19 protein-coding genes are annotated in these 23790 nt (G+C 43.5%); 10 read left to right on the top strand and 9 right to left on the bottom strand.

From position 1 onward, the window contains the following. The 3 genes from DB520_RS16745 to DB520_RS16730 all read right to left on the bottom strand — a co-directional run. On the bottom strand, window positions 1-3369 hold a 3369-nt coding region (locus DB520_RS16745; RefSeq protein WP_198675370.1), incomplete at its 3' end, for a beta strand repeat-containing protein. A gap of 630 nt (window positions 3370-3999) precedes the next feature. Then, window positions 4000-4644 (bottom strand): response regulator, encoded by a 645-nt coding sequence (locus DB520_RS16735; protein WP_114750861.1) that lies wholly within the window; start codon window positions 4642-4644, stop codon window positions 4000-4002. A gap of 59 nt (window positions 4645-4703) precedes the next feature. Continuing rightward, window positions 4704-7814, bottom strand: coding sequence for a ligand-binding sensor domain-containing protein (locus DB520_RS16730; RefSeq protein ID WP_114750860.1), 3111 nt, complete (start codon window positions 7812-7814; stop codon window positions 4704-4706). A gap of 966 nt (window positions 7815-8780) precedes the next feature. Here DB520_RS16730 and DB520_RS16725 point away from each other — a divergent pair. The 3 genes from DB520_RS16725 to DB520_RS16715 are packed head-to-tail and all read left to right on the top strand — an operon-like array spanning window position 8781 to window position 14315. Next, window positions 8781-12059: a SusC/RagA family TonB-linked outer membrane protein gene (locus tag DB520_RS16725; RefSeq protein ID WP_114750859.1), complete on the top strand. Its 3279-nt coding sequence runs from the start codon at window positions 8781-8783 to the stop codon at window positions 12057-12059. Between the two features lie 22 nt (window positions 12060-12081). Further along, entirely contained in the window at window positions 12082-13710 is a 1629-nt protein-coding gene (locus DB520_RS16720; RefSeq protein WP_114750858.1) for a SusD/RagB family nutrient-binding outer membrane lipoprotein, read from the top strand. A gap of 29 nt (window positions 13711-13739) precedes the next feature. Further along, window positions 13740-14315, top strand: a complete 576-nt coding sequence (locus DB520_RS16715; RefSeq protein ID WP_114750857.1) for a hypothetical protein — start codon at window positions 13740-13742, stop codon at window positions 14313-14315. A gap of 618 nt (window positions 14316-14933) precedes the next feature. Here DB520_RS16715 and DB520_RS16710 read toward each other — a convergent pair. From DB520_RS16710 to DB520_RS16700, 3 genes are read right to left on the bottom strand one after another with little or no spacing between them, the layout of a single operon-like run. Next, window positions 14934-15686, bottom strand: a complete 753-nt coding sequence (locus DB520_RS16710) for a DUF3298 and DUF4163 domain-containing protein (RefSeq protein WP_114750856.1) — start codon at window positions 15684-15686, stop codon at window positions 14934-14936. A 10-nt stretch (window positions 15687-15696) separates the two neighbouring features. Next, entirely contained in the window at window positions 15697-16689 is a 993-nt protein-coding gene (gene meaB, locus DB520_RS16705; protein WP_114750855.1) for a methylmalonyl Co-A mutase-associated GTPase MeaB, read from the bottom strand. Continuing rightward, a complete protein-coding gene (locus DB520_RS16700; protein WP_232835026.1) occupies window positions 16686-17117 on the bottom strand; it encodes a hypothetical protein in 432 nt (143 codons plus the stop codon). Before DB520_RS16700 ends, meaB begins: the two co-directional genes overlap by 4 nt. Window positions 17118-17151: 34 nt before the next feature. Between DB520_RS16700 and DB520_RS16695 the strand changes: the two genes are divergently transcribed. From DB520_RS16695 to DB520_RS16685, 3 genes are all read left to right on the top strand, one after another. Beyond that, complete coding sequence (locus tag DB520_RS16695; RefSeq protein WP_114750854.1) at window positions 17152-17688, top strand: CopD family protein; 537 nt, start codon at window positions 17152-17154, stop codon at window positions 17686-17688. Between the two features lie 70 nt (window positions 17689-17758). Continuing rightward, window positions 17759-18394 (top strand): SCO family protein, encoded by a 636-nt coding sequence (locus DB520_RS16690; RefSeq protein WP_394340944.1) that lies wholly within the window; start codon window positions 17759-17761, stop codon window positions 18392-18394. Beyond that, a complete protein-coding gene (locus DB520_RS16685; RefSeq protein ID WP_114750852.1) occupies window positions 18375-18818 on the top strand; it encodes a c-type cytochrome in 444 nt (147 codons plus the stop codon). The genes DB520_RS16690 and DB520_RS16685 overlap by 20 nt, the downstream gene beginning before the upstream one ends. 26 nt (window positions 18819-18844) lie before the next feature. On the opposite strand, the gene DB520_RS16680 is transcribed toward DB520_RS16685, so the two are convergent. After that, window positions 18845-19285, bottom strand: coding sequence for a hypothetical protein (locus DB520_RS16680; RefSeq protein WP_232835025.1), 441 nt, complete (start codon window positions 19283-19285; stop codon window positions 18845-18847). 60 nt (window positions 19286-19345) lie between these two features. On the opposite strand from DB520_RS16680, the gene DB520_RS16675 reads away from it, so the two are divergent. Further along, a complete protein-coding gene (locus DB520_RS16675) occupies window positions 19346-20170 on the top strand; it encodes an aminotransferase class IV (protein ID WP_114750851.1) in 825 nt (274 codons plus the stop codon). A 2-nt stretch (window positions 20171-20172) separates the two neighbouring features. Here DB520_RS16675 and DB520_RS16670 read toward each other — a convergent pair whose 3' ends face one another. Next, window positions 20173-20673 carry a DinB family protein gene (locus DB520_RS16670; protein WP_114750850.1) on the bottom strand — a complete coding sequence of 167 codons (501 nt, stop codon included), beginning with the start codon at window positions 20671-20673 and terminating at the stop codon, window positions 20173-20175. Window positions 20674-20817: 144 nt separating this feature from the next. Here DB520_RS16670 and DB520_RS16665 point away from each other — a divergent pair, with 144 nt between their 5' ends. The 3 genes from DB520_RS16665 (at window position 20818) to DB520_RS16655 (ending at window position 23233) form a co-directional block, all read left to right on the top strand. Continuing rightward, window positions 20818-21789 (top strand): helix-turn-helix transcriptional regulator, encoded by a 972-nt coding sequence (locus DB520_RS16665; RefSeq protein ID WP_114750910.1) that lies wholly within the window; start codon window positions 20818-20820, stop codon window positions 21787-21789. Window positions 21790-21899: 110 nt separating this feature from the next. Then, on the top strand, window positions 21900-22604 hold the full coding sequence (locus tag DB520_RS16660) for a ThuA domain-containing protein (protein WP_114750849.1): 705 nt from the start codon (window positions 21900-21902) through the stop codon (window positions 22602-22604). Next, window positions 22604-23233 (top strand): HPP family protein, encoded by a 630-nt coding sequence (locus DB520_RS16655; protein ID WP_114750848.1) that lies wholly within the window; start codon window positions 22604-22606, stop codon window positions 23231-23233. Before DB520_RS16660 ends, DB520_RS16655 begins: the two co-directional genes overlap by 1 nt. A gap of 73 nt (window positions 23234-23306) precedes the next feature. Here the strand turns inward: DB520_RS16655 and DB520_RS16650 are convergent, their stop codons facing one another. Continuing rightward, the gene (locus DB520_RS16650) at window positions 23307-23780 is read right to left on the bottom strand and encodes a hemerythrin domain-containing protein (RefSeq protein WP_114750847.1); all 474 of its coding nucleotides are present in this window, start codon (window positions 23778-23780) and stop codon (window positions 23307-23309) included. Between the last annotated feature and the right edge of the window lie 10 nt (window positions 23781-23790).

The following is a 23790-nucleotide window of genomic DNA, read 5'->3' as shown; positions in this document are numbered from 1 at the left end:
TCTTACAAATACATCACTGTTCATAGTGAATTGAAGGATGGGGTCAGTGCCCAGAATTAAACCTTCTGCATCTACCCATTGTGAGAATTGCCAACCTTCGGCGGGAGCTGCAGTAAGCTCCACTGGGGTACCTGCGGGATAGGCCTCTAAGGCCGGATTGGCCAAGACAGTTCCTAATCCGACAGTATCTACCGTCAATATATAATTGACTGCCTCCTCCACGGCTACCGAAGCACCAAACTCTGAGGTATTGCCATCGGCATCAGTGGCCGTGCCCAATACGGCGGCCCCCACAGCAAAAGTACTGCCCGCCGGCAGGGCAAAGTTTATGAACTTGGGTTCGGATAGGTCATAATCCTCTTCAGTAAAGCTGTCCACATACAAAAATTCCTTGCCCTGCCTGTTGCCGTCGTCAATGAAAAATTCCACCTGTATGGGGTAGGCGGAGTTGGCAGGAGCGGAAGGCACGAAATACCTCAGGGATATATTCGACCCGTCAAAACTGGCATTGCCCTGTATTTCGGGAAAATTCTGTAACTTGTTTGGGCCGGTGTCCGCATCCTCAGGGTCATTGGGGGTAGGTCCATTTTCACCTAAAACTATACCTAGATTTGTATTGTCAAAAATATTGTTACCAGATATCCTGTTATTGATAGGAGGATTATTATTAGACAAAAAAGGCACTGCATCAATCCATATCCCTCTATTTGTATTAAACGCTACAGTATTAGCTTCCCCTGAAGCCAATCCCCCTATATTGTTATTATCACTGCTATTAAATATAGCCATACCTAGACTATTGGGCATTGGAGAGATTCCGTCAGCCTGGGTTCCGATAAGATTGCTATAAAAGGAATTAGCGTCAGAATTTACCAAATAAATCCCTTGATCGGTATTGCCTGAAATAAGGTTTCCAACAATGGTATTGGAGTTACTGCTGGCTAAGTTGATCCCTATTGAATTAGGTATTCCTGCCGTGCCTTCAGGATTTGTACCTAAGTAATTCCCTGCAACGGTATTACCGTTTGCCCCGGATAAAAGTGTAATCCCTCTTGAAGTATTTCCGGAAATCACGTTTCTTTCCCCCTCGCTATCCCCACCTATCAAATTCCCCGTGGCGGATTGTCCCGATATACTGATGCCAGAACCTCCATTGGCAAGTTTAGCTCCTCCATTATCTAAACCAATAAAGTTATTGCTTATCTTATTATTACTTGCATTATTGATAAGGATCCCATCCTGCGTATTTCCGGAAATGATATTTCTTATGCCTAAATAACCTCCTATTTCGTTATTACTGGATTCGAAAATATTGAATCCCCTAAGGTTAGCAATGGCTGCATTGCCATCCTTATTGGTTCCAATCAAATTATTATTAAAAACATTACTATTGGCATTTGAGAATAATGTGACTCCAAAATTCGTATTCCCAGAAATCACGTTAGCCTCAAAAGAATTTTCCGTTGCCGACTGAATAAAAATACCAGATTGATTTGGTATTGCTGCTGTACCATCTAGGTTCAATCCTACAATATTCCCTTTTACCTGATTATTTGAAGCACCTGATGTAATACTTATACCGTTACCCGTGTTTCCAGAAATCACATTTCTTTCCCCTTCGGTATCTCCGCCTATAATGTTACCTGTGGCAGACTGTCCTGATACACTGATACCTGAGCCTCCATTGGGTATGGCTGCAGTCCCCAATATATTTGTTCCAATAAAATTCCCGGTAACCCCATTATTACTGGATTCATCAATTAAGATACCGCTTGAGGTATTCCCAGATATAACATTCTTTTCCTCAATTGATAGACCTCCTATTGTATTGCTTCCACTTCCTGAGGAAATCCAGATTCCGTTGCTCCCGTTTGCCAATAAATTACCATCGATCGATAACCCTACATAATTGTTTTTAATGTCATTGTTAACACCTTCCGTCATCAGTATTCCATCGCTTGAATTACCGGAAATAATGTTCCTGCTATTATTCCCAGAACCTCCTACTATATTGTTTTGCGAATTAATAAAAACTATTCCTCTTAAATTTGGAATTGCCCCTGTGCCATCGGCATTGGTACCAATCAAATTCCCTAAAATTACATTGCCATTTGAACTGTTAGGGTCTTCTGACGTAGCGTTCCCAATTTCAATCCCATTGTTCAAGTTACCTGAAAGTAAGTTCCCTTCACCAGTACTACTTCCCCCAACAATGGTCCCATTGGGTCCGGCCTGTAAATCGATTCCAGCACGATTTGGCAATGCAGCAGTTCCAGCAGCATTAGTACCTGCCCTATTGCCCTTAATTATGTTATTATCTGATCCTGAACCGCTGATTTCAATACCTATACCTGCAGATGAATTAAAATTAGGATCATAGTTTCCAGAGATTATATTACCAGCAGAAGGCGATCCGATAAAGTTTCCGGAGGCCCCGCCAGAGATCCTTATGCCGGCAAAACCATTTCGGATAGCTAAATTACCTGATACATCTGTCCCTATATAGTTCCCCAAAACGCTATTGCCTATTGACGCAGCTCCTAAAATATGTATACCAATACCAACATTACCTGATATTGCCCCTGATATGATGTTTCGGGAATTTTGATCAGTACCTCCTATAAGATTGTTAGGAGCATTGCCTATGGCTATGTTATTGCCATTATTAACTGCCGCAGTACCATTTTTATTTACCCCAAAAAAATTTCCTTCGACTACATTAGAAGAAGAAGTTTCGCCATTTATCTGCAGACCAGTCGCAGTATTGCCTGCAATGTAGTTTCTTTCACTCACAGCTTTCCCTCCAATCTGGTTCCCAGGGCTATTGTCCAAAATAATCCCAAACCTGTTGTTCTTTGCAGCGAGTCCGTCTTGTGTGAGACCGATTAAGTTACCCTGAATAACATGGTTCCCGGTAGATTCCGCCCAAATTGCAATAGCACTGTTGGAAGAAAACCCCACCATCCCCAACCCTTTGACAACACTTCCTGAAGACGATCCGGAAAATCTGAAGCCATAAACCGCAACATCATTTCCATCAATCATTATGGAAGGGCTTCCAGTAGTATATCCTGCTTGCGTACTTCCATCAAGTTGTACAGGATTTATTATTGTTGGCAAAGAACTTACCAGTAGAATAGTATGTGGCCCAGTTCCAGGTATACTGAAATTAATATTATCATTCAATGCAGAAGTATTGGCTTGATTGATGGCCCATCTTAAGGTACCCGTGCTACCATCATCTGCCGTACTGTTGACGATGTAAGTGTTCTGGGCATACGCAAAAAAGCTCATAAACATTAGGACAGTAAAAAATATGGATCTGCCCGCTATCAGTTGGGAGTTGTTGTAAACAGTTTTCATACGCATTGAAATAAGAGTTAAAAGAGGTTCTTGAAGGCCGATCAAATTGATAGCCCTAAATTTAGCAGTGAAAGATATGGCTAATAAAAAAGGGGCGCAATCACCTTTTAGGGGGATAAGATTGTGTTTGATTCCTGGATAAAAAATAAAATTATGTTTCACAAAATACCCGTTTCAGTAATCCAGGAAGCATAGAGGTTAAAAAAGCAGGAGATCATCATGTTATTTTTATCCCCTTTAAGGGGGATATATAGTGAAAGGAATTCAAATGATAAAACCCAGTCTTCAAACTGATGTGAAAATGAAAATGGCAGGCGGGAGATAGCAATCCTTATAGGCCCAAGTCTGAAGACTGGAGCCATTGTCTATAGAGGCTTCCCATCAACGAAAAGACTTCCATTTTTTGGCACTTACGTTGACGATCGAAAAATATTCGCCGGCAGCTGCCAGGGCGGTTATCTGGAATGGATGGAAAGGATACTCACTCCTAGATCCTGCCGGTACCAAAAAGCCCGCTCGGCCGATGATGGTCTATAAAAAGCCCATGACGAAAAGCTGGGAAATAATGCGGCTGAGGATCTAGTTTTTCAATAAAATTAAAATTATACTCTCTGTAAATCCCCTTTTAGGGGGATATTACCTAATGAGTTTTATCTGCTCCTCCAACACCTTTGCGATGGCTTCCTTTCCGCACTGCACGTGTAGTTTCTTATAAATATTTCTGAGATGGGACCGACAGGTTTCATAAGCGATTTGTAATTCCGCGGCTATGTATTTTACGGTATAGCCTTTAATCAATAACTGCAGCACCTCTATTTCCCTGATAGTCAGCAAATAATCCTTATGCTTGGGCTTCGGCTTATCCCTAAAAGAGTTAAGCACTTTTTGTGCTATTGCCGGGGACATGGGCATACCTCCCTTGTGTACCTCGGCTATGGCCTCAAATAGCTTCAAGGGAGAGTTTTTTTTCAAGACATACCCGTCGGCACCAGCACAAAGGCTCTTAAATAACCTGTCATCGTCCTCAAATTGCGTGTACATCACCACAGATATTTCTGGTACTATAAGTTTAATCAGTGGGATGGCCGATATCCCATCAAGTTTTGGCATGTCTATGTCCAAAATAACCACATCCGGTCGGGTGGATTGCATAACCTTCTCCACATCCAGAACATCCCCGTGGGCACCTATGACTTCGTAATCCGCACTACTTCCCAACAAGGTAACCAGTGAGTTCCTTAGTGTTTCATTGTCCTCGAATATTACCAACCGAATTGACATAGCTAAAATTAGAGAAGTTTATCCAGACATTCAATCCCCTTTTAGGGTGAGTTTTTGATTTAGAACAAGCGGAGCTTTTCAAGGGTGAAAAGTTGCCTGAAGCTGGTTTTACCAAATGGCACCCAAACCCGTATGTTTGTCCCTTGGTTTATTTGGCTTTGCAAATGCATTTCCCCATTCCACTTTTCCAACCTGTACTTTATGTTTTTCAACCCATTCCTGTTTGTACCCTCAGCGGGGTCGAAACCTATTCCGTCATCTTCCACGGTCAACTCCAGGCCATGATTTTGAGCTTTTACAAGGATATTTACATTTTTGGCCCTGGCATGCTTGCGGACGTTGTTCAACAACTCCTTGAAAATCAAAAACAACTCCCTGCGCTTTTGCATGGACATTTTTTTGTTCGAAAAATCGGAAGCAACATTCATGGTGTAAAGGGTATCGTCATTTTCCAGCAAATCACTGGCATAGCGCCTCATTCGGGCCACGATATCCTGGAGGTCTTCATCTGTAATTTTGATGTTCCAAACGATTTCATCCAATGCCTCAGCGGATGACAGCACTTCACTCTCTATTTTTTCAAGGTATGTCCTGGGTTCCTTTCCGTTTAGGTTGTTTTTAGAGATAACTGACAATAGTTGGATATTGGTAAGCCTGGAGCCTATTTCGTCATGGAGATCGGCAGATATGTTATTTTTAACCTGTTGAATATAAAGGAGTTGGTTGATCCTATACTTATATATTCCATAAACGGCGAGAGCCAACAAGAGGACAGCTGCAACCAAAAACCACCATTCCAACCAAAAAGGAAAGGCGATGGAAATACCCAAAGTAGTAACAGGTGCATCCTCTGCTGGGTTGTTGGAAGATTTTACCCTAAACCGGTAATCCCCGGGTGAGAGGTTGGTATAGGCCGTATAATTTCTGTTTCCGGCATCCACCCAATCTTCATCATACCCCTCCAGTTGATAAAAGAACCGTCTTTTCTCTGGGGAAACATAATCCAGGACGGTATAGTCAAAGGAGAGGGAATTTTCGAAATACCTGAGCTTTAGGTGATTTTTATAAGTGATCAGTGTGTCACTTTCAAGGGGACTGTTCCCCACCATTGCCCCCGTTAGCACCACCTTGAAGGAATTATCGGAAAACACCAGTTTTTCCGGATCGAAATAATTCAACCCACTAATTCCCCCAAAATACATAATGCCATCCCTGGATTTGTGAAATGCACCGGTGTTGAACTCGGTGCTTTGCAATCCATCGGCAATGGAAAACGACGAAATTTGATCCAAGGTAATGTCGTTTTCCTTTAATGTATAGTTGATCCTAAAAAGCCCCCGGTTGCTACTTGCCCAAAGGGTACTGTCATTTTCAGGCAAAAGGCCATAGATCATGTTGTTGGGAAGCCCGTTTTTTTCGTCTACGGTAATCGCGGTGGCTAGCTCCAAGTGTACAATGACCAACCCTTTTCCTGCAGTGCCTATCCATAGCCAGCCATCCTGGAAATACAGGTTTTTGATCCCTGTTTCATTTTGAAGAATCCAGTCAAGAGGGGCACAGTGTACAGGTTTAAATTCACCAGTAGAAAGGTTTAGCAATTGGACGCCGTGCACCTTCTCAAAACCCACGGCAAGTGTGCTGTCGTTGACTTGCACGATACTCCGCACACTATTTTCATCCGGGATATGCCTTTTATCGGGCGAGACTAAGTAGGAACCCACTAATCCCTTTTCCTTATCCATTAAAAGCAAGCCGGAATTCCTAGTACCTACCCATAACTGTCCGGACTCACTTTCCAACATGCACCATATAGTGTTGTCCGGTATGCGCTCGGACTCCACCTTGGCCTCGGAGGAAAACCACTTTTCGATTTGATGCGTATGCCTGTCCCTGACGATCAAACCATTGTCCTGAGTCCCTACCCACAGGTCCCCTTCCATATCGGACAACAAAGAGACTACCCTGTCAGGATTGCCTATATTGGAATGAAGGGAAGGAAAATGAATAGTTTCAAATTCACGGGTGGAGGGCTGGTAAAGCGTCAAACCCTGACCCGAGGTCCCTATCCATACTTGTCCGTCAAGGTCTGTGGAGATGGAACGGATCTGTTCTATGGAGATATTTTTGGAAACGTTCTGATTGGTGACCCTTCTAAAATTATTGAACTGCTTTTCATAATAACTCACCCCTCCCCCATCGGTACCGATCCATATCCCTCCTTTGCTGTCCTGGTGGATGGACAAAATATCCTGGAACCCGATGGAAAAGGGGTTTCTGATATCCGGTAGCAAATTTACCTGGGTGGAGTCCTTTAATTGAAGAATGTACAGGCCTTTCCCATAGGTACCCACCCATACATTATCCTCCTGATCAGCATGTATGGCCTCAACGATCAGGTCATCGGGAATGGAGATGTCCTTGAAACCCCTAAAGGGATGAAAGTGATCGGATCCTGAACTTTTTACATACAAACCACTGCTTAGTGTACCCACCCATAAATTGCCATCTCCGTCCTCGGTGATAACGTGGGTATTGATGCCCTTTAAGTAGTGGGTTATTTCGCCGCCTACTATTCGGTCAAGACCAGATTTTGTCAACACCCAAATGTGACCATGGCTGTCTTCAAAAATGCTTCGGACTTGGTTGTTGGAAACCGCAAACTCTCCTGTATCCTTAATTTGCCTAACCTCATTGGTATTTGCGTCCCTGAATAGTATTCCCTCATCCAAGGTGCCAACCCAAAGGTTTCCCACCCTGTCAAAAAAAACTTCACTAACCTTGGGAACTGGTAGTTGCTGCTTCCCTAGGGTTTCCACTTTTCTGCTGGTTTGGGTGAGCAGGTCCATCACCTCTAAGTTACCCCCTATACTGACCATCCAAAGTTCCTCGGCAGAGGAAGCAATCTTTCCCAGTTGGGTATGTTCCGCAGTAGTGATGTCATCAAAAAACTTCGGGAAAATTAAAAATTCCCTCCCATCATAACGGTTTAGGCCATCCTGGGTGGCAAACCACATAAACCCCAAAGGGTCCTCCTCAATATCCACCACGCTGTTTTGAGACAGCCCCTCATGAATGGTCACATTCTTAAAACCATAATCCCTTTGTTGAGCCCTTAGGGGCAAAGTAAAAATAAAATACAGGCCAAAAAGGATTACAAAGTCTCTCCTCATAGGATGGATAAAATAATATGCCGTATTTCAAATATAAAATATATATATTAAAATACAAATAAAAGCAGATTAAATACTATGTAATTTGCGTAAACTAGTTATTTTTGTTTGTAAAAAGATTATTTAATCCCAATATTATTCAATTAAATAAAATCAAAAAAATAAATGTATAGTAGATCCTCAAATCATTTGTCAAAAGACAGCTGAAATGGAGCCTTCCTGGACGGCAGTCAGGCATGTCGAGCACGTCACATACTGGGATGCTCCATAGCTTGGAGATTGCGAGATTCTCCCGAAACAAGTTTGGGACAGGCTGGGGAAGGCTATCCCGAAATACGGGACAGGTTATGGTCTATGAAAGGTGCTTAGAAAGATAAACAGATGAGTAGGGTGTTGGGGAAGTATCCTTCAACCCTCTTTCTGAACTGATTTACTCCATTGGGGTACCTTTTTTTATAAGGTTAAAATTATACCATTAAAATGAAAAAAAGTGAAATACTTAAAATTAACTAATTTATTTAAACCAATAAATTAAATTTTGATACTAATAAAGTGTTTTTTAAGGTGATTTTATTACTTATTATCTATTTAAGGAATACTTAAAAATATACGTATTTATTTAATTTTAAGAAACTTAAAATACTTAATTTTATCAATTATTTATTTTTTACACTTATTTTTAGTTATTTGTTAATTATAATTTATTCTAGAATATTATTTTTTAACATTAATTGCGGAAAAAAATCAACTATTTTGCTAGTGATAATTAAATCCCCACTTATCTATGCTTCAGGTAATGAACTTTTCCAGATAAATTAACCAATAAGCCTGACCAAAATACATACATAAACATTTGAATATCAGTGTTTTATAATTTAATAACCTGTTGGGCTATTTTTTTTAATCAAATAGTTAAAAATTTTTCAGAAATGAATTTAAATTATAATAAAACTAAACACATGTTTTATGAAAAATTATTTATTAGTTATTCTTATTTTTACCGTTTATGCAAATTATTCTTTTGCTCAAACAGTAAACGTAAAGGGTACCGTAATTTCTACGGAAGACCAGGCTCCAATACCTGGAGTCAGCGTAATAGTAAAGGGGACCAGCACTGGGACGGTCACTGACATGGAAGGGCAATATAGTGTGGATCTTCCTGAAGAAAGCAGCACCTTGGTTTTTTCCTTTATCGGAATGGCAAGAAAAGAGGTGGAGATCGGAGGAAGAACCACCGTGGACGTAGTCATGCAACCCGATGTAAGTAGCCTAAGTGAAGTGGTGGTCACCGCCATTGGTATTGAACGGGAAAAAAAAGGTCTTGGATATGCGGTGTCGGAATTGGGGGACAGGGACATTACCCAACGGTCCGAACCTGACCTCATTCGATCTCTTAATGGAAAAGTAGCCGGCGTGCTCATACAAGGTGCAGGGGGTGTAACAGGGGGAAATACAAACATCACCATACGGGGAAGTTCCTCGCTAACAGGCAACAACCAGCCTCTTTTTGTGGTAGACGGTATCCCTTTTGACAACTCCATACAGGGCCATTCTGACCGGGATGGAAATACCGTTACCAACCGAGCCTTTGATATAGATCCCAATATAGTTGAATCGGTAACCGTCCTTAAGGGTGCCGCAGCCGCAGCACTCTACGGATCCCGGGCTCAAAATGGAGTGATCATCATCACCACAAAAAACGGCAGGACACTTTCCTCAAAAGGGATGGAAGTTAATTACCGGGCATCTTTCGGAACAGAGGATGTGGCGAAATTACCTGTTTATCAAACAGAGTATGGGCAAGGAGGAAACGGGAATGTCTACATTGAGAATTATTTTGGCTCTTTCGGTGCACCCTATTCTGCCTACGAAACGGTGCCCCACCCTTATACCAATCCTGCCCTTGGGCCATTTTTAAATATGCCTTCATTTCGGGCCGTTGCCACCCGGGGGGACGATGTGCCCTATGAACCCCATGTGGATAAATACAGGAACTTTTACAATACAGGGCGATTGCAGGAACATGCTATCTCACTCCAAACAGGTGACCAAAATGCCTCCCTCTCCGCAGGACTATCCTGGATGGACAATACCGGAATTATCCCCAATTCCTCCGTCAACAGAATCAGCGGAAACATAGGGGGTAACGCCAAGCTGGAGAATGGATTGAGGATCAGTGCAGGCCTGAATTATGTGAATACAGTCCAGAAAAACCCTGCCCTGAGCAGTGGGAACTTTGGGGGACAGTCTGCAGCCCAACTTGTGCAGTGGATGCCTACCAGCTTTAATGCAGATGGTTATCCCTTTCAAAGAGAAGAGGATGGTGGCGCCATGTATTACCGAACCGTAAACCATCCCAGGTGGGTGGCGAATAACACCTATAATGACAGCCACGTAGATCGGTATTTTGGCAACCTTAAACTTGGATACGATATTACGGACTGGCTAAATGTGTCCTATCAATTTGGCTTTAATGCCTATACGGACCGCAGGTTTTCTATGTTGGAGCCACATGGTTTTGGATCCGCAATCGAGCAATCGGGCACCATGGAGAACGCTACCTTCTCAAATTCCGAGTTGGATGGAAATTTGCTGATCAGCATCAATAAGGAGTTGTCCAGCAAGTTGTATTTGAGGACGCTTGCAGGGTGGAATATTAACCAGCGCACCAACACCATTTCCCAATTTGGGGGAAATGGAATAATAGAACGGGGCATTCGCTCCCTAACAAATACCTCGGCGCAATTTGTTCTACAGGACAGATTTACAAGAAGGCGGTTTGCGGGAATATTTACGGACATCTCCCTGGCATATGAGGAGTGGGCATTCTTAAACCTAACGGCTAGAAACGACTGGTCCTCCACACTACCAGCAGAAAACAGGTCCTATTTTTACCCCGGTGTATCTACCTCCATCATCCTCAGCGATGCCTTGAATTTAAACGGAAGCGTAATTGATTATGCGAAAATCAGAGCCGGTATTGGACAGGTAGGCAACGATGCCGACCCTTACTTGACCACCAATAACTTTCTTTTGAACCAGCCGGTGAACCCAAGTTCTGGGGCTACCCAATTCCCATTCAACAACCAATTCGGGTCAATCAATGGATCCGCCATCAACACCAACAGAGGAAACCCCATGCTTAAGCCAGAGTTGACCACTGAAATTGAATTAGGGACAGAACTGAGGATGTTTAACCAAAGAGTGGGGCTGGATTTCACTTACTATGACAGGACTACCAGGAATGGAATCACTGCCATAAACGTGCCCCCCTCCAGTGGTTCTGCCAGCCAGGTTGTCAATATTGGAAGGGTACGAAACCATGGGGTGGAGCTGGGTTTGGACCTGAACCTTATCACTTCGCCTACCGGGTTTAACTGGAACGTTTACACTGTCTTTACCAGAAACAGGAACGAGGTGCTTGAACTACAAGAAGGAGTGGACCAGATCGTACTTACAAGTTTGGCCGGCTCCAGTGAAATCGTGCAAATCGCCCACAGGACAGGCCAACCATTCGGGATTTTGGTAGGAAGAAAGGCCATCAGAGATAGCGAGGGCAACCTTTTGATCGATGGACTTCCTGGCACCACCTTTGGGAAATACATCGACAATCCTGAGCCCCAGGTTATTGGTGACCCCAACCCAGACTTTGTAATGGGTATCACCAACAACTTTAGGTACAAAGGGCTGCAGCTAACGGTAGTTCTTGATTGGGTCCAAGGGGGCGATTTGTATTCCAAATCCAACCGGGAAATTGTAGGAAGGGGGCTTACCGATGATGCAGGGGACAGAATGGTTTCCCGAATTATGCCAGGGTACATAGCAGGCAGGAATCCTGATGGTAGCCTTTTGAGAGACGAAAACGGTAATTACATGGCTGCTACAGATGCCAACGGTGAAAAAATACGCAACACCATAAACATCACTAATTTCAATTGGTGGTACGACAGAGGCAGCTTCGGATGGAACGGTGCAGAGGAATTTCACACTTTTGACGCCACCGTCTTCCGTCTGAGAGAACTGGCTTTGACCTACAACCTTCCTGCAAAACTGCTGGATAAAACCCCTTTTGGAAGTGCCAATTTCGGTATTTCCGGACGGAACCTATGGTTCATAACCCCAAACTTTCACCCAGGCTTAAACCTTGACCCCGAAACCAGCACTTTCCCTGGGCTTAGGGGAATTGACTTTATTGGGGTTCCTTCCACAAGGAGGCTCAGTGCAAATTTATCCGTCACCTTTTAAGGTAGTAAAACCACAAACAATCATGAAGAAAACATCTAAAACAATTAAAGGGTGGGTACATGGAATGCTAATGACACTTTTCGTGCTAACGGCTTGTACCGAAAACTTGCTGGACATCAATGATGATCCCAATGTTTCCACCCAATTGGTAATGCCCAACACCCTTGCCTACTCACAAGTATCCTTGGTGTCTAACCTTTTGGGGGACCCCAATACCATTGCAGGGTCATTCAGCAGGATGTGGTACATTACCGCACTTAGAAACTACGAACAGAACCAGGGCACCTATAGTACTTCTTGGATTAACATGTACTCTAGACCCTTGGCAAACCTTCAAGCCATCATAGACGGTGCCCAAGATGAGGACATAGGATACAGGGGCATTGCACGGTTGTTAAAAGCTTATACCTTTAGTGTCATGGTGGATTTATATGGTGATCTCCCCTACTTTGAGGCGCTTAACACGGAAGTAACCTTCCCTGGTATTGATCAAGGAGCCGACATCTATGCCGACATCCTGAATGAAATTGATTTTGCGCTACAGGAAATAGGAAGCCACACAGGTCCCATTCAAGGGGATATGATCTATAACGGCAACATGGCCAACTGGAGAAAGATGGGTAACACCCTAAAACTGAAAATGTATGCACAAACACGTAAAGAAAGCAGTATCAATTCTGTACAGGGTTTTTCCCAATTGATCAGCAGCGACCTTATAAATACACATACAGAGGATTTTGAGCTCAAGTACGGGTCCCAACAAACCCCAAATCAGAACCGACACCCCCTTCATGTCAACCATTACAATCAAGCCACTGCCTATTGGATGGATAACTGGACTATGGCAAATTTGCTGAATGACGGCACCATAAGTGCCACCACGGGACTAAGGGTTTCCTACAGAAACATAACCGACCCGAGGCTAAGGTATTATATCTTCAGACAGGTTCCTGGAGACGGTGGAGGAGCAGTGGTGACTTGCGCAGGAGGGGGCTGCCCCGTAGGCCTTATAGGTAATGGGTATTTGGGAAGGGATGCAGGTGACCCTTCGGCGTTTTCCAATGAGGGGGCACTTCTTGCTACTTTTGGGGTGTACCCTGTGGCTGGTTTGGTGGATACGGATGAACCAAAAACAGTAACTGCTGCGGATGGAACGGGAAGAGGTATTTTCCCCATGCTGACAGCCTATATGGTGAAGTTCCTTCATGCAGAAATGGCCTTAACCACAGAGGTGAGCGGAGATCCACTTTCCCTGCTTCAGGAGGCCTTACGACTTTCCATGCAGAAGGTGAAAGCCTTTGGAGCAGATGAAATGCCCTCCATCGTGGGCAGCCCTTTTGAAATGCAGGATGAGGCTGTGGAAGCCTATATAGCAGATGTCACTAACGCCTTCAATAGTGCGGGGAACCAAGATGAGCGTCTGAATATCATCATGACAGAATACCAATTGGCGCTTTGGGGAAATGGTATAGAAGCCTACAACAATTACAGAAGAACCGGGTTCCCTGATTTTTCGGTGACAGCACCAGTGATGGGAAATCCCCCATACCCACAGCGGTTTATCATACCCGTTTCAGAACTGGAAACTAACCCTTCCCTTTCCAACTATTCTCCTGATCCTTTTGAAAGGGTGTTTTGGGCTATTCCTTAATCCTTTAAAACATTACAAATCAAGAAGCCATGAAAAAAAATATTCAAATATATCGCTTACTTCTTTTTTCCTGTCTGTTTTGGACGGGATGTGTGGATGAAGACAGCATCAAAATGCCAGATTTTGAGGTCGGCATTATTGCAAGGGCAGAAATTGAGGCCGGAAAATATTGGTTTAACATCAATCAACTCAACAGTACGGAGGTGGCCTTTGACCTTACCTATGAGGGGTTTGACATGCATACTGCTGAAAGGATTGACCTATTTCTGGGCAGGGGCAGCAGCACTGTGGATTTGGGGAGCTACACCACATTTCCAAGCAGGATCACCATGACAGGGGCAGAGGCCTATGCCCTTTTTGGATTTTCCCCGGAGGATGTGGAAGCTGCGGGAATTGTTCGTGATGAATTTAGGATTACCTATGCCATTACCACAGCCACTGGCGAGGTGTTTTCCCAATATGGGCAATATTTTAATTATAACCCCTCCTTGGATGGCAGGTTTACGGGGAGATATGCACAATTCTACACAAACCTTCCTGGTTTTGGGACATTGGTTCTAGAGGCAAGATCTCCAAATCCCCAAAATCCAAATGAGCAACAATAAAATAGTATTAAAAATAATTAGGCCGGGAAAATTCCTTTCCCGGCTTTAATGCTATGGGTCGGTATTTGTCGGAATCACAAGCAAATTCTTGAAACTTTTCCAGCTACCAGGTCTCTTCCATATTTTTGAGATCTTGGCTTGAAGGAAGTGCAGAAAAACCTTTATGAATAGGTACTTTCTGTTTTATACCAACTTGACTGGAATTGAGACCTTAATCCTGGAGACTCGACAACCATATACCTATAATCCAAATGAACAAAAGTATAAACGCTTAATCTTTCCAAGAAGACTCCATAAATCAGGAATAGGCAGACCTTGATTTTTGAATTTTCTTTACGTCAAGTTTAAAGTCATTTCAGCCTGCTTTTGTCCTATTAAAAAAGCAAAAAAAGAATAGAATTAAAATAATGGTAGATGTTGCCTTAACGTACATATGCTAATAAATCAGCAATCCTTCTATACCTCTAAATCATCGCCAGTATACCCTAAAGATATGGCCTTCAGCAAAAATACACCAAGCTCCCAATAATCAAATAGCGGTTTTATGCCTAAAGGGTATTTTCTCTGGATCCTAGAGCATGCTTTGAAGAAAAAACAACTGATTAAGTATTTTAATGGTTATTTCCACCCCTTCACAATCCCCTTTAGCTCGTCCAAGGAAAAGCTCAACACTGTCTGCCCCATAGAGTAGGGAGCTACTTCGTAGGTGTTGTACACCATTACCCAATCCTTGCCCTCATATCCCATGGCAGAGGGAAGAAAAATGGAATCTTTATCCAGAAAGAAACGGCCGTCTTCCGACAAGCTTATTCCATCCTCCACCTTATGGTGTTCCCTGAAAGCAGCCTCCACCTTTTCCAGTAGTGCATCCCTATCCAAAATAAGCTCTAAGGGATCAAGGACCTTACCTGGTTCACTCAGGTCAAAAATCATATAACTCACTACGGAATTTGGATGGGCACCACCCGTAAACTGATGATGATTAATCCTGAGGCTGATCGTTTCTGTACCCATTTGGGTGATATTTGCCCGGGTATCCAGCTCCCAATTTTGGGGGGATTCCACTTTGCCGGAAGCGGCTTCTTTAAAAGCTTCACAAAAAAACTCGAACATTTCGTTTTCCTCGGCCTGCTCCTCAACATCCCCAATTTGTAAATAAGAATAAAGCTCACCGCTAACCCTTTGATTCATTTGCCTAAAAGTGGGGTTTACCGGCTTGAACCTTGGATAGGTCATATAAACGGAGGCACATGCATCTTCATCACAGCATTCAAGCTCTTTATTGACAATATCATAAAAATAATAAACCCCATCCGGGTTTTCACAGGCGGTAAATACCGCCAAAATCATAAAAAACAAACCCTTCCTCATTAATATATATTCAATTTTGAAGAAACAATTCCATCAATTTTCTTGCCGCAGACAAAGTGGCCACTTCACCTTCTCTCACTTTTTGCAACAATTTAGGCATTTCTTCTTTAATGCTGGGGTGGGCATAAAAATAGAGTTCTATGAAATCGGTGATTTGAGTTTTGGCCCAATGGACACGCTGAGACCTTCTCTCCTCTTCCATATAACCTGATTTATAGACCAATTGCCAATAATCAGTGAGCTCATTCCATAACCTTTCTATTCCATCACCTGTTAAGGAGGAGCAAGTTAATACCTTGGTGGGGAAATTGTGGAGTTTTGGAGGAAATAATTTCATGGCCTGGGAATAAGCCCTTTGGGCCTCCCTGGCAGGGGATACAGATTGGCCGTCCGCCTTATTCACTACCAATATATCCGCCATTTCTACTATCCCCTTTTTAAGCCCCTGCAATTCGTCCCCGGCCCCCGGCAAAAGCAAAAGCAGAAATGCATCCACCATATGCCTTACCGCCACCTCGGATTGGCCTACTCCTACGGTTTCGATGATGATGAAATCAAAGCCTGCCGCCTCGCATATCAGGGAACCTTCTCGGGTGTTGGCACTGATGCCTCCCAGTGCACCCCCAGTAGCGGATGGGCGCACATATACCCGAGGATCTGCTGCTAAAGCACCCATTCGGGTTTTATCTCCCAAAATGCTCCCCCTACTTGAAGGGCTACTGGGGTCTATGGCCAGCACGGCCAATTTATGGCCCTTACTCACTACCTCCTTTCCAAATCTGCCAATAAAAGTACTCTTTCCCACCCCTGGCACCCCCGTAATACCCAACCTAAAACTTTTTCCAGTATGCGGCATCAAGGCATCCATGACTTCCTCAGCCAACTCCCTATCCGCCTGCAATTTACTTTCCACTAAGGTAATGGCCCTACTCAACATCACCCTGTCTCCTGCCAAGACCCCTTCAATATATGCTTCCTTATCGGGTCGCTTTTTTCGGCTCATTGAAAGGGTTGTTTTAAAAAATTCACCTCTCCCATAGCCGACTTTTCATAGGAGGCTAAGCAAAAAGGACGTAGGTCCTCCGAGAAATAGGGAGAATCTGGAGCCAACACCAAATCATTATCGGTATCAACCTTCTCTGCATCAAAGAAAAAAACTTGCGTCCTGCCATATTTGGTGTGTGGCATCAGGTCACCATAAGCTCTCATGTCCTCCCATAAAGTGTCTTTTACGGCTACTGCATAAACCCGCACTACCGGCCCAGTGTTGTTTTCATTTCTGTATTTCGCCCATTCCTGGTATTCCCCCTCAAGGCCATCTAGGCCTGGTTGGGTAAAGGTATCGGTAAGCATCCACCCCATAAGGAAGATGACCACTACCAGAAGGGCATAAAAGAGGTAATTCCCTCGCATATCGTTGGTATTTATCATCCTTAAACCATTAATTTAGGAGAAAAATTTCAGAATGGGGTTCGAATACGTAAAAGCACTGCATATTATTTTTATCGTCACCTGGTTTGCCGGCCTGTTTTACATCGTTAGGCTTTTTATTTATCAAGTGGAGTGCATGGAGCGACCACCTGAAGAAAGGGCAATCCTCAAACCCCAACTCGACCTAATGGCCTTCAGACTTTGGTACATTATCACTTGGCCCTCAGCCATTTTAACTTTGGTATTTGGTATTTGGGTTTTTTCTTACAGGTGGGGTTACCTGCATCTTCCTTTTATGCAGGCCAAGCTGGTTTTTGTTTTCTTGCTCTATGTTTACCACCTTAAATGTCATTTTATATTCAAGGATTTACAGGCGGGGGTGGTAAAATGGAACAGTTCCCAGCTTCGCATTTGGAACGAAGCATCCACCCTACTGCTTTTCGCCATCGTCTTTTTAATTGTCCTAAAAAGCCTTGTGGACATGGCTTGGGGCCTGCTGGGATTACTGGTGTTGGCAGCACTATTGATGCTGGGAATAAAAGCCTACAAAAAGGTCAGAGAACGGAACTAATACCCCATTTCCCTTGTCTTAACTTAAAAAAAACAAAGAGATGACATATAGGATTGTGCAATCCATGTTTATGCTGCTGATAGTGATGGTCACCCTAAGCTGTGAAAACAATAATAGGTCAAACGATCTTCCCATTTTGGGGAACAGACATACCGAAGAAATAGAAATTGAGGGGAAATTGGTGGTGGACACGGTATATCATACCATTGCCGACTTCTCTTTTCAAAACCAGGATGGCGAAACGATCAGCAACCGGGAAGTGGAAGGAAAGGTATATGTGGCTGACTTCTTTTTTACCAGTTGCCCTACTATCTGTCCGGTTATGAAAACCCAAATGCTAAGAGTTTATGAGAAATTTAAGGAAGAACCTGATTTCCTGATTTTGAGTCATTCCATAGACCCTACCCACGACACCGTATCCTTGCTTAAGGACTATTCCACCAGACTTGGCGTTTCTGACGCAAGAACCTGGCATTTTCTGACCGGTGAGCAAGAGCATGTGTTTGAAATTGGACAAACCTCCTACTTGACCACTGCTATGGAAGACAAAGACGAACCAGGAGGATTTCTTCACAGTGGAGCTTTTGTGCTAGTGGATCAGAAGGGACGCATTAGAGGGGTATATGACGGCACCAAAGAAGACCAGGTTGATAAATTAATGAAAGATATCCCAAAACTCTTGGCTAATGAAGGGCAACGTAGCTAGCCTAATCGCTAATGGCTGTTTGTACCTATTGTTGTCTTCATGTGGTAGTTCTGGGGAAAACGGCATTCAGGGCATAAAAGATCTTAAAACCAGACAGTATGCGGTGGCGGGACAGGAGCTCTATGTACAGCACTGTGCCAATTGCCATCAAAAAGATGGTTCGGGGCTTGGCCAATTGATCCCGCCCTTGAAAGGCGTTGGTTACGGTGAGAATGATGCCTCAAGAATTGCTTATATTATACGAAATGGATTACAAGGAGAAATTGTGGTGAATGAAAAAACATATAACCAACCTATGCCAGCCAATCCCCAACTAAAGCCTTTGGATATTGCCAAAATCACCACCTATTTGATCAGCAAATGGGGGGAGCAGCCTACCTTGGTCACCGCCGATCAGGTTAATGACTATATGAGAAATAATTAGCAAACACCTCTCACTATATCACCAAATCACTTTATTACCCCATCACCTTCCTCCAATAAAACCTCCGCCTCTTTTAGTGCCTCCTTGATGTCCTCATTGACTATTACCACTTTTTCCCTCTGCTCTTCCAGATAGCCCATGGCCTCCTCTTCGGACATTCCTTCCAATGTGGAATCAAATTGTCTCATCCACTCAAACATCCCCTCATACGCCTTTTCACATGCAATGGCAGCCTGTAGATAAGATTCAGCCGCTTGCGCTTCCAGTTCCTCAGCCTTGGCAGAAAGTTGCTTCTGGTAATCCCTAAGCTGCCCCATTTTTGGCATCACCTCATCGTGAATGGCAATTACCTCGGTTTTTAATTCCTCAACTTCATCTTTCTCCTCAGATCCCCTACGTTCTCCAGGGCCACACGACCATACAAACATCCCGATGATAAAAATTAGAAGGCACAGTTCTGTTTTCATGATTTTTGGATTATGTTTACACCTTGCAAAGCTAATCAATCTTTACACTACTCAACCACTATGAAACCTTTCTGTTTTGCCAAAGACAAGATCATTTCCTCCCATGAGGCATCCTGTCATCCCTTGGACATTGGCTTGATTCGGGGATATGCCATCTTCGATTTTTTTAGAACCGTAAACTACCAAGGGCTCTTTTTGGAGGAATACCTGGAACGTTTTACCCAATCTGCAAAAATGGCTTTTCTTCCCTTGGATTTTGAAAAAGAGGCCCTTAAAGAAATTATCACTACCCTGATTGAAAAAAATGACCATGCCAAAGGAGGCATTCGCATGCTTTTGACGGGTGGCATTTCCCCCAATCACTTCCTACCCGCTAAGGGAGATTTGTATATCTTTTGTGAACCACTGCAGTTGCCCTCTGAGGAGAAATATGCACGTGGAGTGAAATTGCTTAGCGTTGATTATGTAAGGCCTATCCCTACCATCAAGACTACCAACTACACCCTTCCATGTCTACTTAGTGTTGACTGGAAAACCGCCGGGGCAGAGGATGTGCTTTACCATCATCAGGGCGTGATTTCAGAAAGTAGTCGCAGTAATGTGTTTATCGTTAAGGACGGAATTATTTCCACCCCGAAATCCAATATTTTACTGGGCATTACCAGACGGCATACCATGGAACTGGCTAGAGAGGTACAGGTAAGGGATATTGCATTAAAAGAGGTGTTTGAGGCGGATGAGGTGTTTATCACCAGTACCACCAAGCGTATCCTTCCGATCACGCAATTGGATGACCAGGAGATTGCCGATGGCAAGGTAGGTAGCCTCACCCGCTCATTGATGAATCAATTTGAAGCCATGGAAAAAGAAGAAGTAATGGCCTGAGCCTACCTTTCCCAAAAATTGGGAGGGGTGATGCCCAATACTCTTAGATATACATAACCCTGGCCTCTGTGGTGGATTTCATTGTCTATCATATACAATAGACTGCTGTACACCTCCCCTTCATAGGTATTGAAAGCCTTGATCACCTGTTGAAAATGCTCGACAGGGATTTGTGGAAACCATTTATTGATGCCAGCAGTGTGCCTGTCCCAGGCCTCCAACAACTTATCCTTAGATTTTTCTTTTAAAGAAGCTTCGTCCAGTTCCTCCCACTCCCCAGTGGCGAAACCTTTTGCCGATGGCTCGGCCATTGCCAGAAGTTCCTGTGCCATGTCCCCAAAACTGCGCATTCCCCCGAGACTGAAGCTGAATAGTTTGTCTTCCGGAAAAGCCTCGATGACCCTTCTGGTCAAAGCCCTATGCCCCTGCCAATGTTCCAGCATTTGGTTGGGAGAAATTAATACTGGTGCGTGATTAGCGACTTGATCATTCTTTTCATTCATGATTTTTTGAATTAGGAGTTGTTGATTTGTTTATCCCAAATGTAGCTGGGGATATTGACAACCTATTGTCAGTAGGCTTTCAAAAAAATGGGTAAACTTCTTATATTCGTAAAACATTATGATTTTAAGGCCAACTTTAAAACCATGAACAGGTTAACCAGGCTCACCTCCATACTCACCCATTTGCAGACTAAGCGCAAAATCACAGCGCAGGAACTTGCCTCCAAATATAAAGTGAGCCTGAGGACAATTTATAGGGACATGCGAACCCTGGAAGAAGCAGGAGTCCCCTTAATGGGAGAAGCAGGAATGGGCTATGCATTGGTAGAAGGGTATCGGTTGCCCCCGGTCATGTTCACCCAGGAAGAGGCACTTTCTTTACTGCTGGCAGAGAAGCTATTTGGCAAGGTGTCAGACCATGAAAGCAGCCGCCAATTTGAGTCCGCCATGGAAAAAATAAAAGCCGTACTTAAAACCCCGGAAAAGGAGGCCTTGGAAGAATTGTCCTCCTTCGTGACAGTTAATCGGCATAATAGCCTATCCGGAAAAGATAAAGGGGAATATATACCCTGCATACTGAAAAGCCTTCATGAACATAAGCTGCTGGAAATGGTCTATACCTCCTTTGAGAAGGAGGAAACCACCCATCGCCAAGTGGAACCTGTAGGAATCTACTTTGCCCATGAACATTGGTATTTAATTGCTTTTTGCAAATTGAGAAAGGACTACCGGAACTTCAGGATCAGCCGAATAAAACAGTTGAGGGTATTGGATGAACCCTTTACCACCGGGCATCCCAGCTTGGAACAGTATTTGGAGAGCGTAAAGGAAAAAGAAAAATTGCTGAAAATAGTAATCGCCATTCCCAAAAAGTTTCAAAAATATATTTCAGAGGAAAAATACAACCACGGATTTGTAATGGAAGAGGAAAAGGGAGATGAGATTTGGCTAACCTTTATGAGCAGTTCCCTGGAGGGTTTTGTGCGATGGGTGGTCATGATGGGGGACATCGTAGAAGTCATAAGCCCTGAATCCTTAAAATCCCGCCTAAATCAATTACTCAAGGAAATGTTAGCCAAACAAGGCAATTTCAACGCCACCCCTACCTATAACTAAAGAAATATTAATAGTTTTGCTACATGAAATGCCCATGAGAAAGAATTCTCACACAGGGGGATGATTATTCTGGGCATTCCATCTGACCGCTGAAAAGAAATTATACACAGATGAAAAAGTTACTTCTACTGTTCAGCATTGGGGTATGGGGGTTTACCATGTATGCCCAGGGCGACGATATCCAAGTACTATTGATTACCGGGGGGCATGACTTCGAGAGAAATCCCTTTTTCGATATGCTGGAGGGAATGGAAGGTTTGGTTTTTACGGAAGTAAAACACCCGCAGGCCAATGACTATTTTAAAGGTGACAAAGCAAAACCTTACGATGTTATTCTATTTTACGACATGGTGCAGGACATAAACCCTGAACAAAAAGAAGGCTTTAAAAAGTTGGTGGAATCAGGTATTGGCCTTGTTTTTTTGCACCATGCCCTAGTATCCTATCAGGATTGGGACTACTTTCAGGAAATCGTGGGGGGAAGGTACCACGAGGGAGGTGAAAAAGCTTCCAATTACACCCATGATGTCCATTTTAATGCGGAGGTGGTGGACGGTTCCCATCCAGTATTAAATGGCATTACCGATTTTGAACTCTTTGATGAAATCTACGGAAACGTGGAAATCTCAAATAAGGTTAGTCCTTTGCTTAAGACCGATCACCCCGAAAGCATGCCTTATATCTCCTGGGCACAGGAACCCACCCCAACTACTCGAAGCATTTATATACAGCCTGGCCATGGGCCACAGGTCTATTCCTTGGATCCTTTCCAGCGCCTTTTGAAGCAAGCTCTGACCTGGGCAGCATTTAAATAATGGCAAAAAAACTGAAGAGAGGCTTTCGGAAAGCACGGTATATTGTATATAGAGAAACCAGCCATAACCCCACAGATAACATGTGGGGCTTTTTTGGGTCCCTTCTGGGTATATCCACCATTGGTTTGCTACAAGAATTATATTTTCGTGGTAGTGACGATGATATCCTTTTCTTGATTGGAGCTTTTGGAGCCACCTCCGTTTTGCTGTTTGGGGCAACCAACAGCCCCTTGGCGCAACCCCGTAATCTTATTTTTGGAAGTATCATTTCTGCAATTGTAGGTGTGACGGTTTATCAATTACTTTTTGTGGAAGCTTACCCTTGGCTTTCACCTGCAGTTGCGGTGGCCTCGGCGATTCTAGCCATGCAATACACCAAAACCCTTCATCCACCCGGTGGAGCAATTGCTTTAATTGCCAACATTGGATCCAGCGAAATAAAATCCATGGGGTATTATTATGTGGTCAATCCTGTAATGACTGGAGTGGTCATCCTGTTTGTGTTGGCAGTTTTGTTCAATAACCTCTCCCGAAACCGGATTTATCCTTATCAAAATATAAAACCCAGAGGTACTTCCTATTGGAGAAAAATTCAATTTTGGAATGTTCGGGTGTGGAAAAAGGAGTAAGAAAAAAAGAAGAAAACCCGGCTTCTCTGGTTACAGTTTAGGAAAATCAACGTATCCAAAAAATTTTGTACTGTCATTTCTCCCAAAACCTATCCTCCCATGATTCACAAAATGGACTTTCCTCAACCTGGCAAAGCAGTTTCAGTTCCTCCTCCTTGGCTTTGGACTGTATTTCTTGAAACAATACTCTTTCCTCAAACCTGATATGCGCATCCAACTCATCCGCTAATTGCGCCAATATACCCTTTGAAGCTACAGCTCTTTCAAACAATTCCCTTAATTGCTTATGCTGATTAAGAGCCTGTTGCACCATGGGGTGGTTTTTTCCCAAAATTGGAAAAAGTACCTGCTCCTCCGAGGCAAAATGATTTTTCAACTCTTCCTCCCAAAACCATTGGCAATACTTATGAATGCGATCTTCCACAATTCCTTTTTTGATACCTTGCCGGACTTTAAAACATAGCAATAACCCATTATGGTGTTCCCTGCTCCAAGACTGCAAGGCCGGGTGCCTTTTGATGGGTTTGCCTTTTGGTGGATGGTACATGGCCTAAAGA

The organism is Pleomorphovibrio marinus (genome assembly GCF_003347495.1).
In the GTDB taxonomy this organism is placed as follows: Bacteria; Bacteroidota; Bacteroidia; order Cytophagales; family Cyclobacteriaceae; genus Pleomorphovibrio; species Pleomorphovibrio marinus.
This window is presented reverse-complemented; position numbering and strand designations above follow the sequence as displayed.

Coding starts and splice junctions, on each gene's coding strand:
- DB520_RS16670 (WP_114750850.1), bottom strand. CDS start 20,673: ATGAATGAAAAGAATGATCAAGTCGCTAATCACGCACCAGTATTAATT.
- DB520_RS16675 (WP_114750851.1), top strand. CDS start 19,346: ATGAAACCTTTCTGTTTTGCCAAAGACAAGATCATTTCCTCCCATGAG.
- DB520_RS16725 (WP_114750859.1), top strand. CDS start 8,781: ATGAAAAATTATTTATTAGTTATTCTTATTTTTACCGTTTATGCAAAT.
- DB520_RS16665 (WP_114750910.1), top strand. CDS start 20,818: ATGAACAGGTTAACCAGGCTCACCTCCATACTCACCCATTTGCAGACT.
- DB520_RS16710 (WP_114750856.1), bottom strand. CDS start 15,686: ATGAGGAAGGGTTTGTTTTTTATGATTTTGGCGGTATTTACCGCCTGT.
- DB520_RS16650 (WP_114750847.1), bottom strand. CDS start 23,780: ATGTACCATCCACCAAAAGGCAAACCCATCAAAAGGCACCCGGCCTTG.
- DB520_RS16720 (WP_114750858.1), top strand. CDS start 12,082: ATGAAGAAAACATCTAAAACAATTAAAGGGTGGGTACATGGAATGCTA.
- DB520_RS16680 (WP_232835025.1), bottom strand. CDS start 19,285: ATGAAAACAGAACTGTGCCTTCTAATTTTTATCATCGGGATGTTTGTA.
- DB520_RS16735 (WP_114750861.1), bottom strand. CDS start 4,644: ATGTCAATTCGGTTGGTAATATTCGAGGACAATGAAACACTAAGGAAC.
- DB520_RS16655 (WP_114750848.1), top strand. CDS start 22,604: ATGGCAAAAAAACTGAAGAGAGGCTTTCGGAAAGCACGGTATATTGTA.
- DB520_RS16715 (WP_114750857.1), top strand. CDS start 13,740: ATGAAAAAAAATATTCAAATATATCGCTTACTTCTTTTTTCCTGTCTG.
- DB520_RS16660 (WP_114750849.1), top strand. CDS start 21,900: ATGAAAAAGTTACTTCTACTGTTCAGCATTGGGGTATGGGGGTTTACC.
- DB520_RS16695 (WP_114750854.1), top strand. CDS start 17,152: ATGGGGTTCGAATACGTAAAAGCACTGCATATTATTTTTATCGTCACC.
- DB520_RS16730 (WP_114750860.1), bottom strand. CDS start 7,814: ATGAGGAGAGACTTTGTAATCCTTTTTGGCCTGTATTTTATTTTTACT.
- meaB (WP_114750855.1), bottom strand. CDS start 16,689: ATGAGCCGAAAAAAGCGACCCGATAAGGAAGCATATATTGAAGGGGTC.
- DB520_RS16690 (WP_394340944.1), top strand. CDS start 17,759: ATGCTGCTGATAGTGATGGTCACCCTAAGCTGTGAAAACAATAATAGG.
- DB520_RS16700 (WP_232835026.1), bottom strand. CDS start 17,117: ATGATAAATACCAACGATATGCGAGGGAATTACCTCTTTTATGCCCTT.
- DB520_RS16685 (WP_114750852.1), top strand. CDS start 18,375: ATGAAGGGCAACGTAGCTAGCCTAATCGCTAATGGCTGTTTGTACCTA.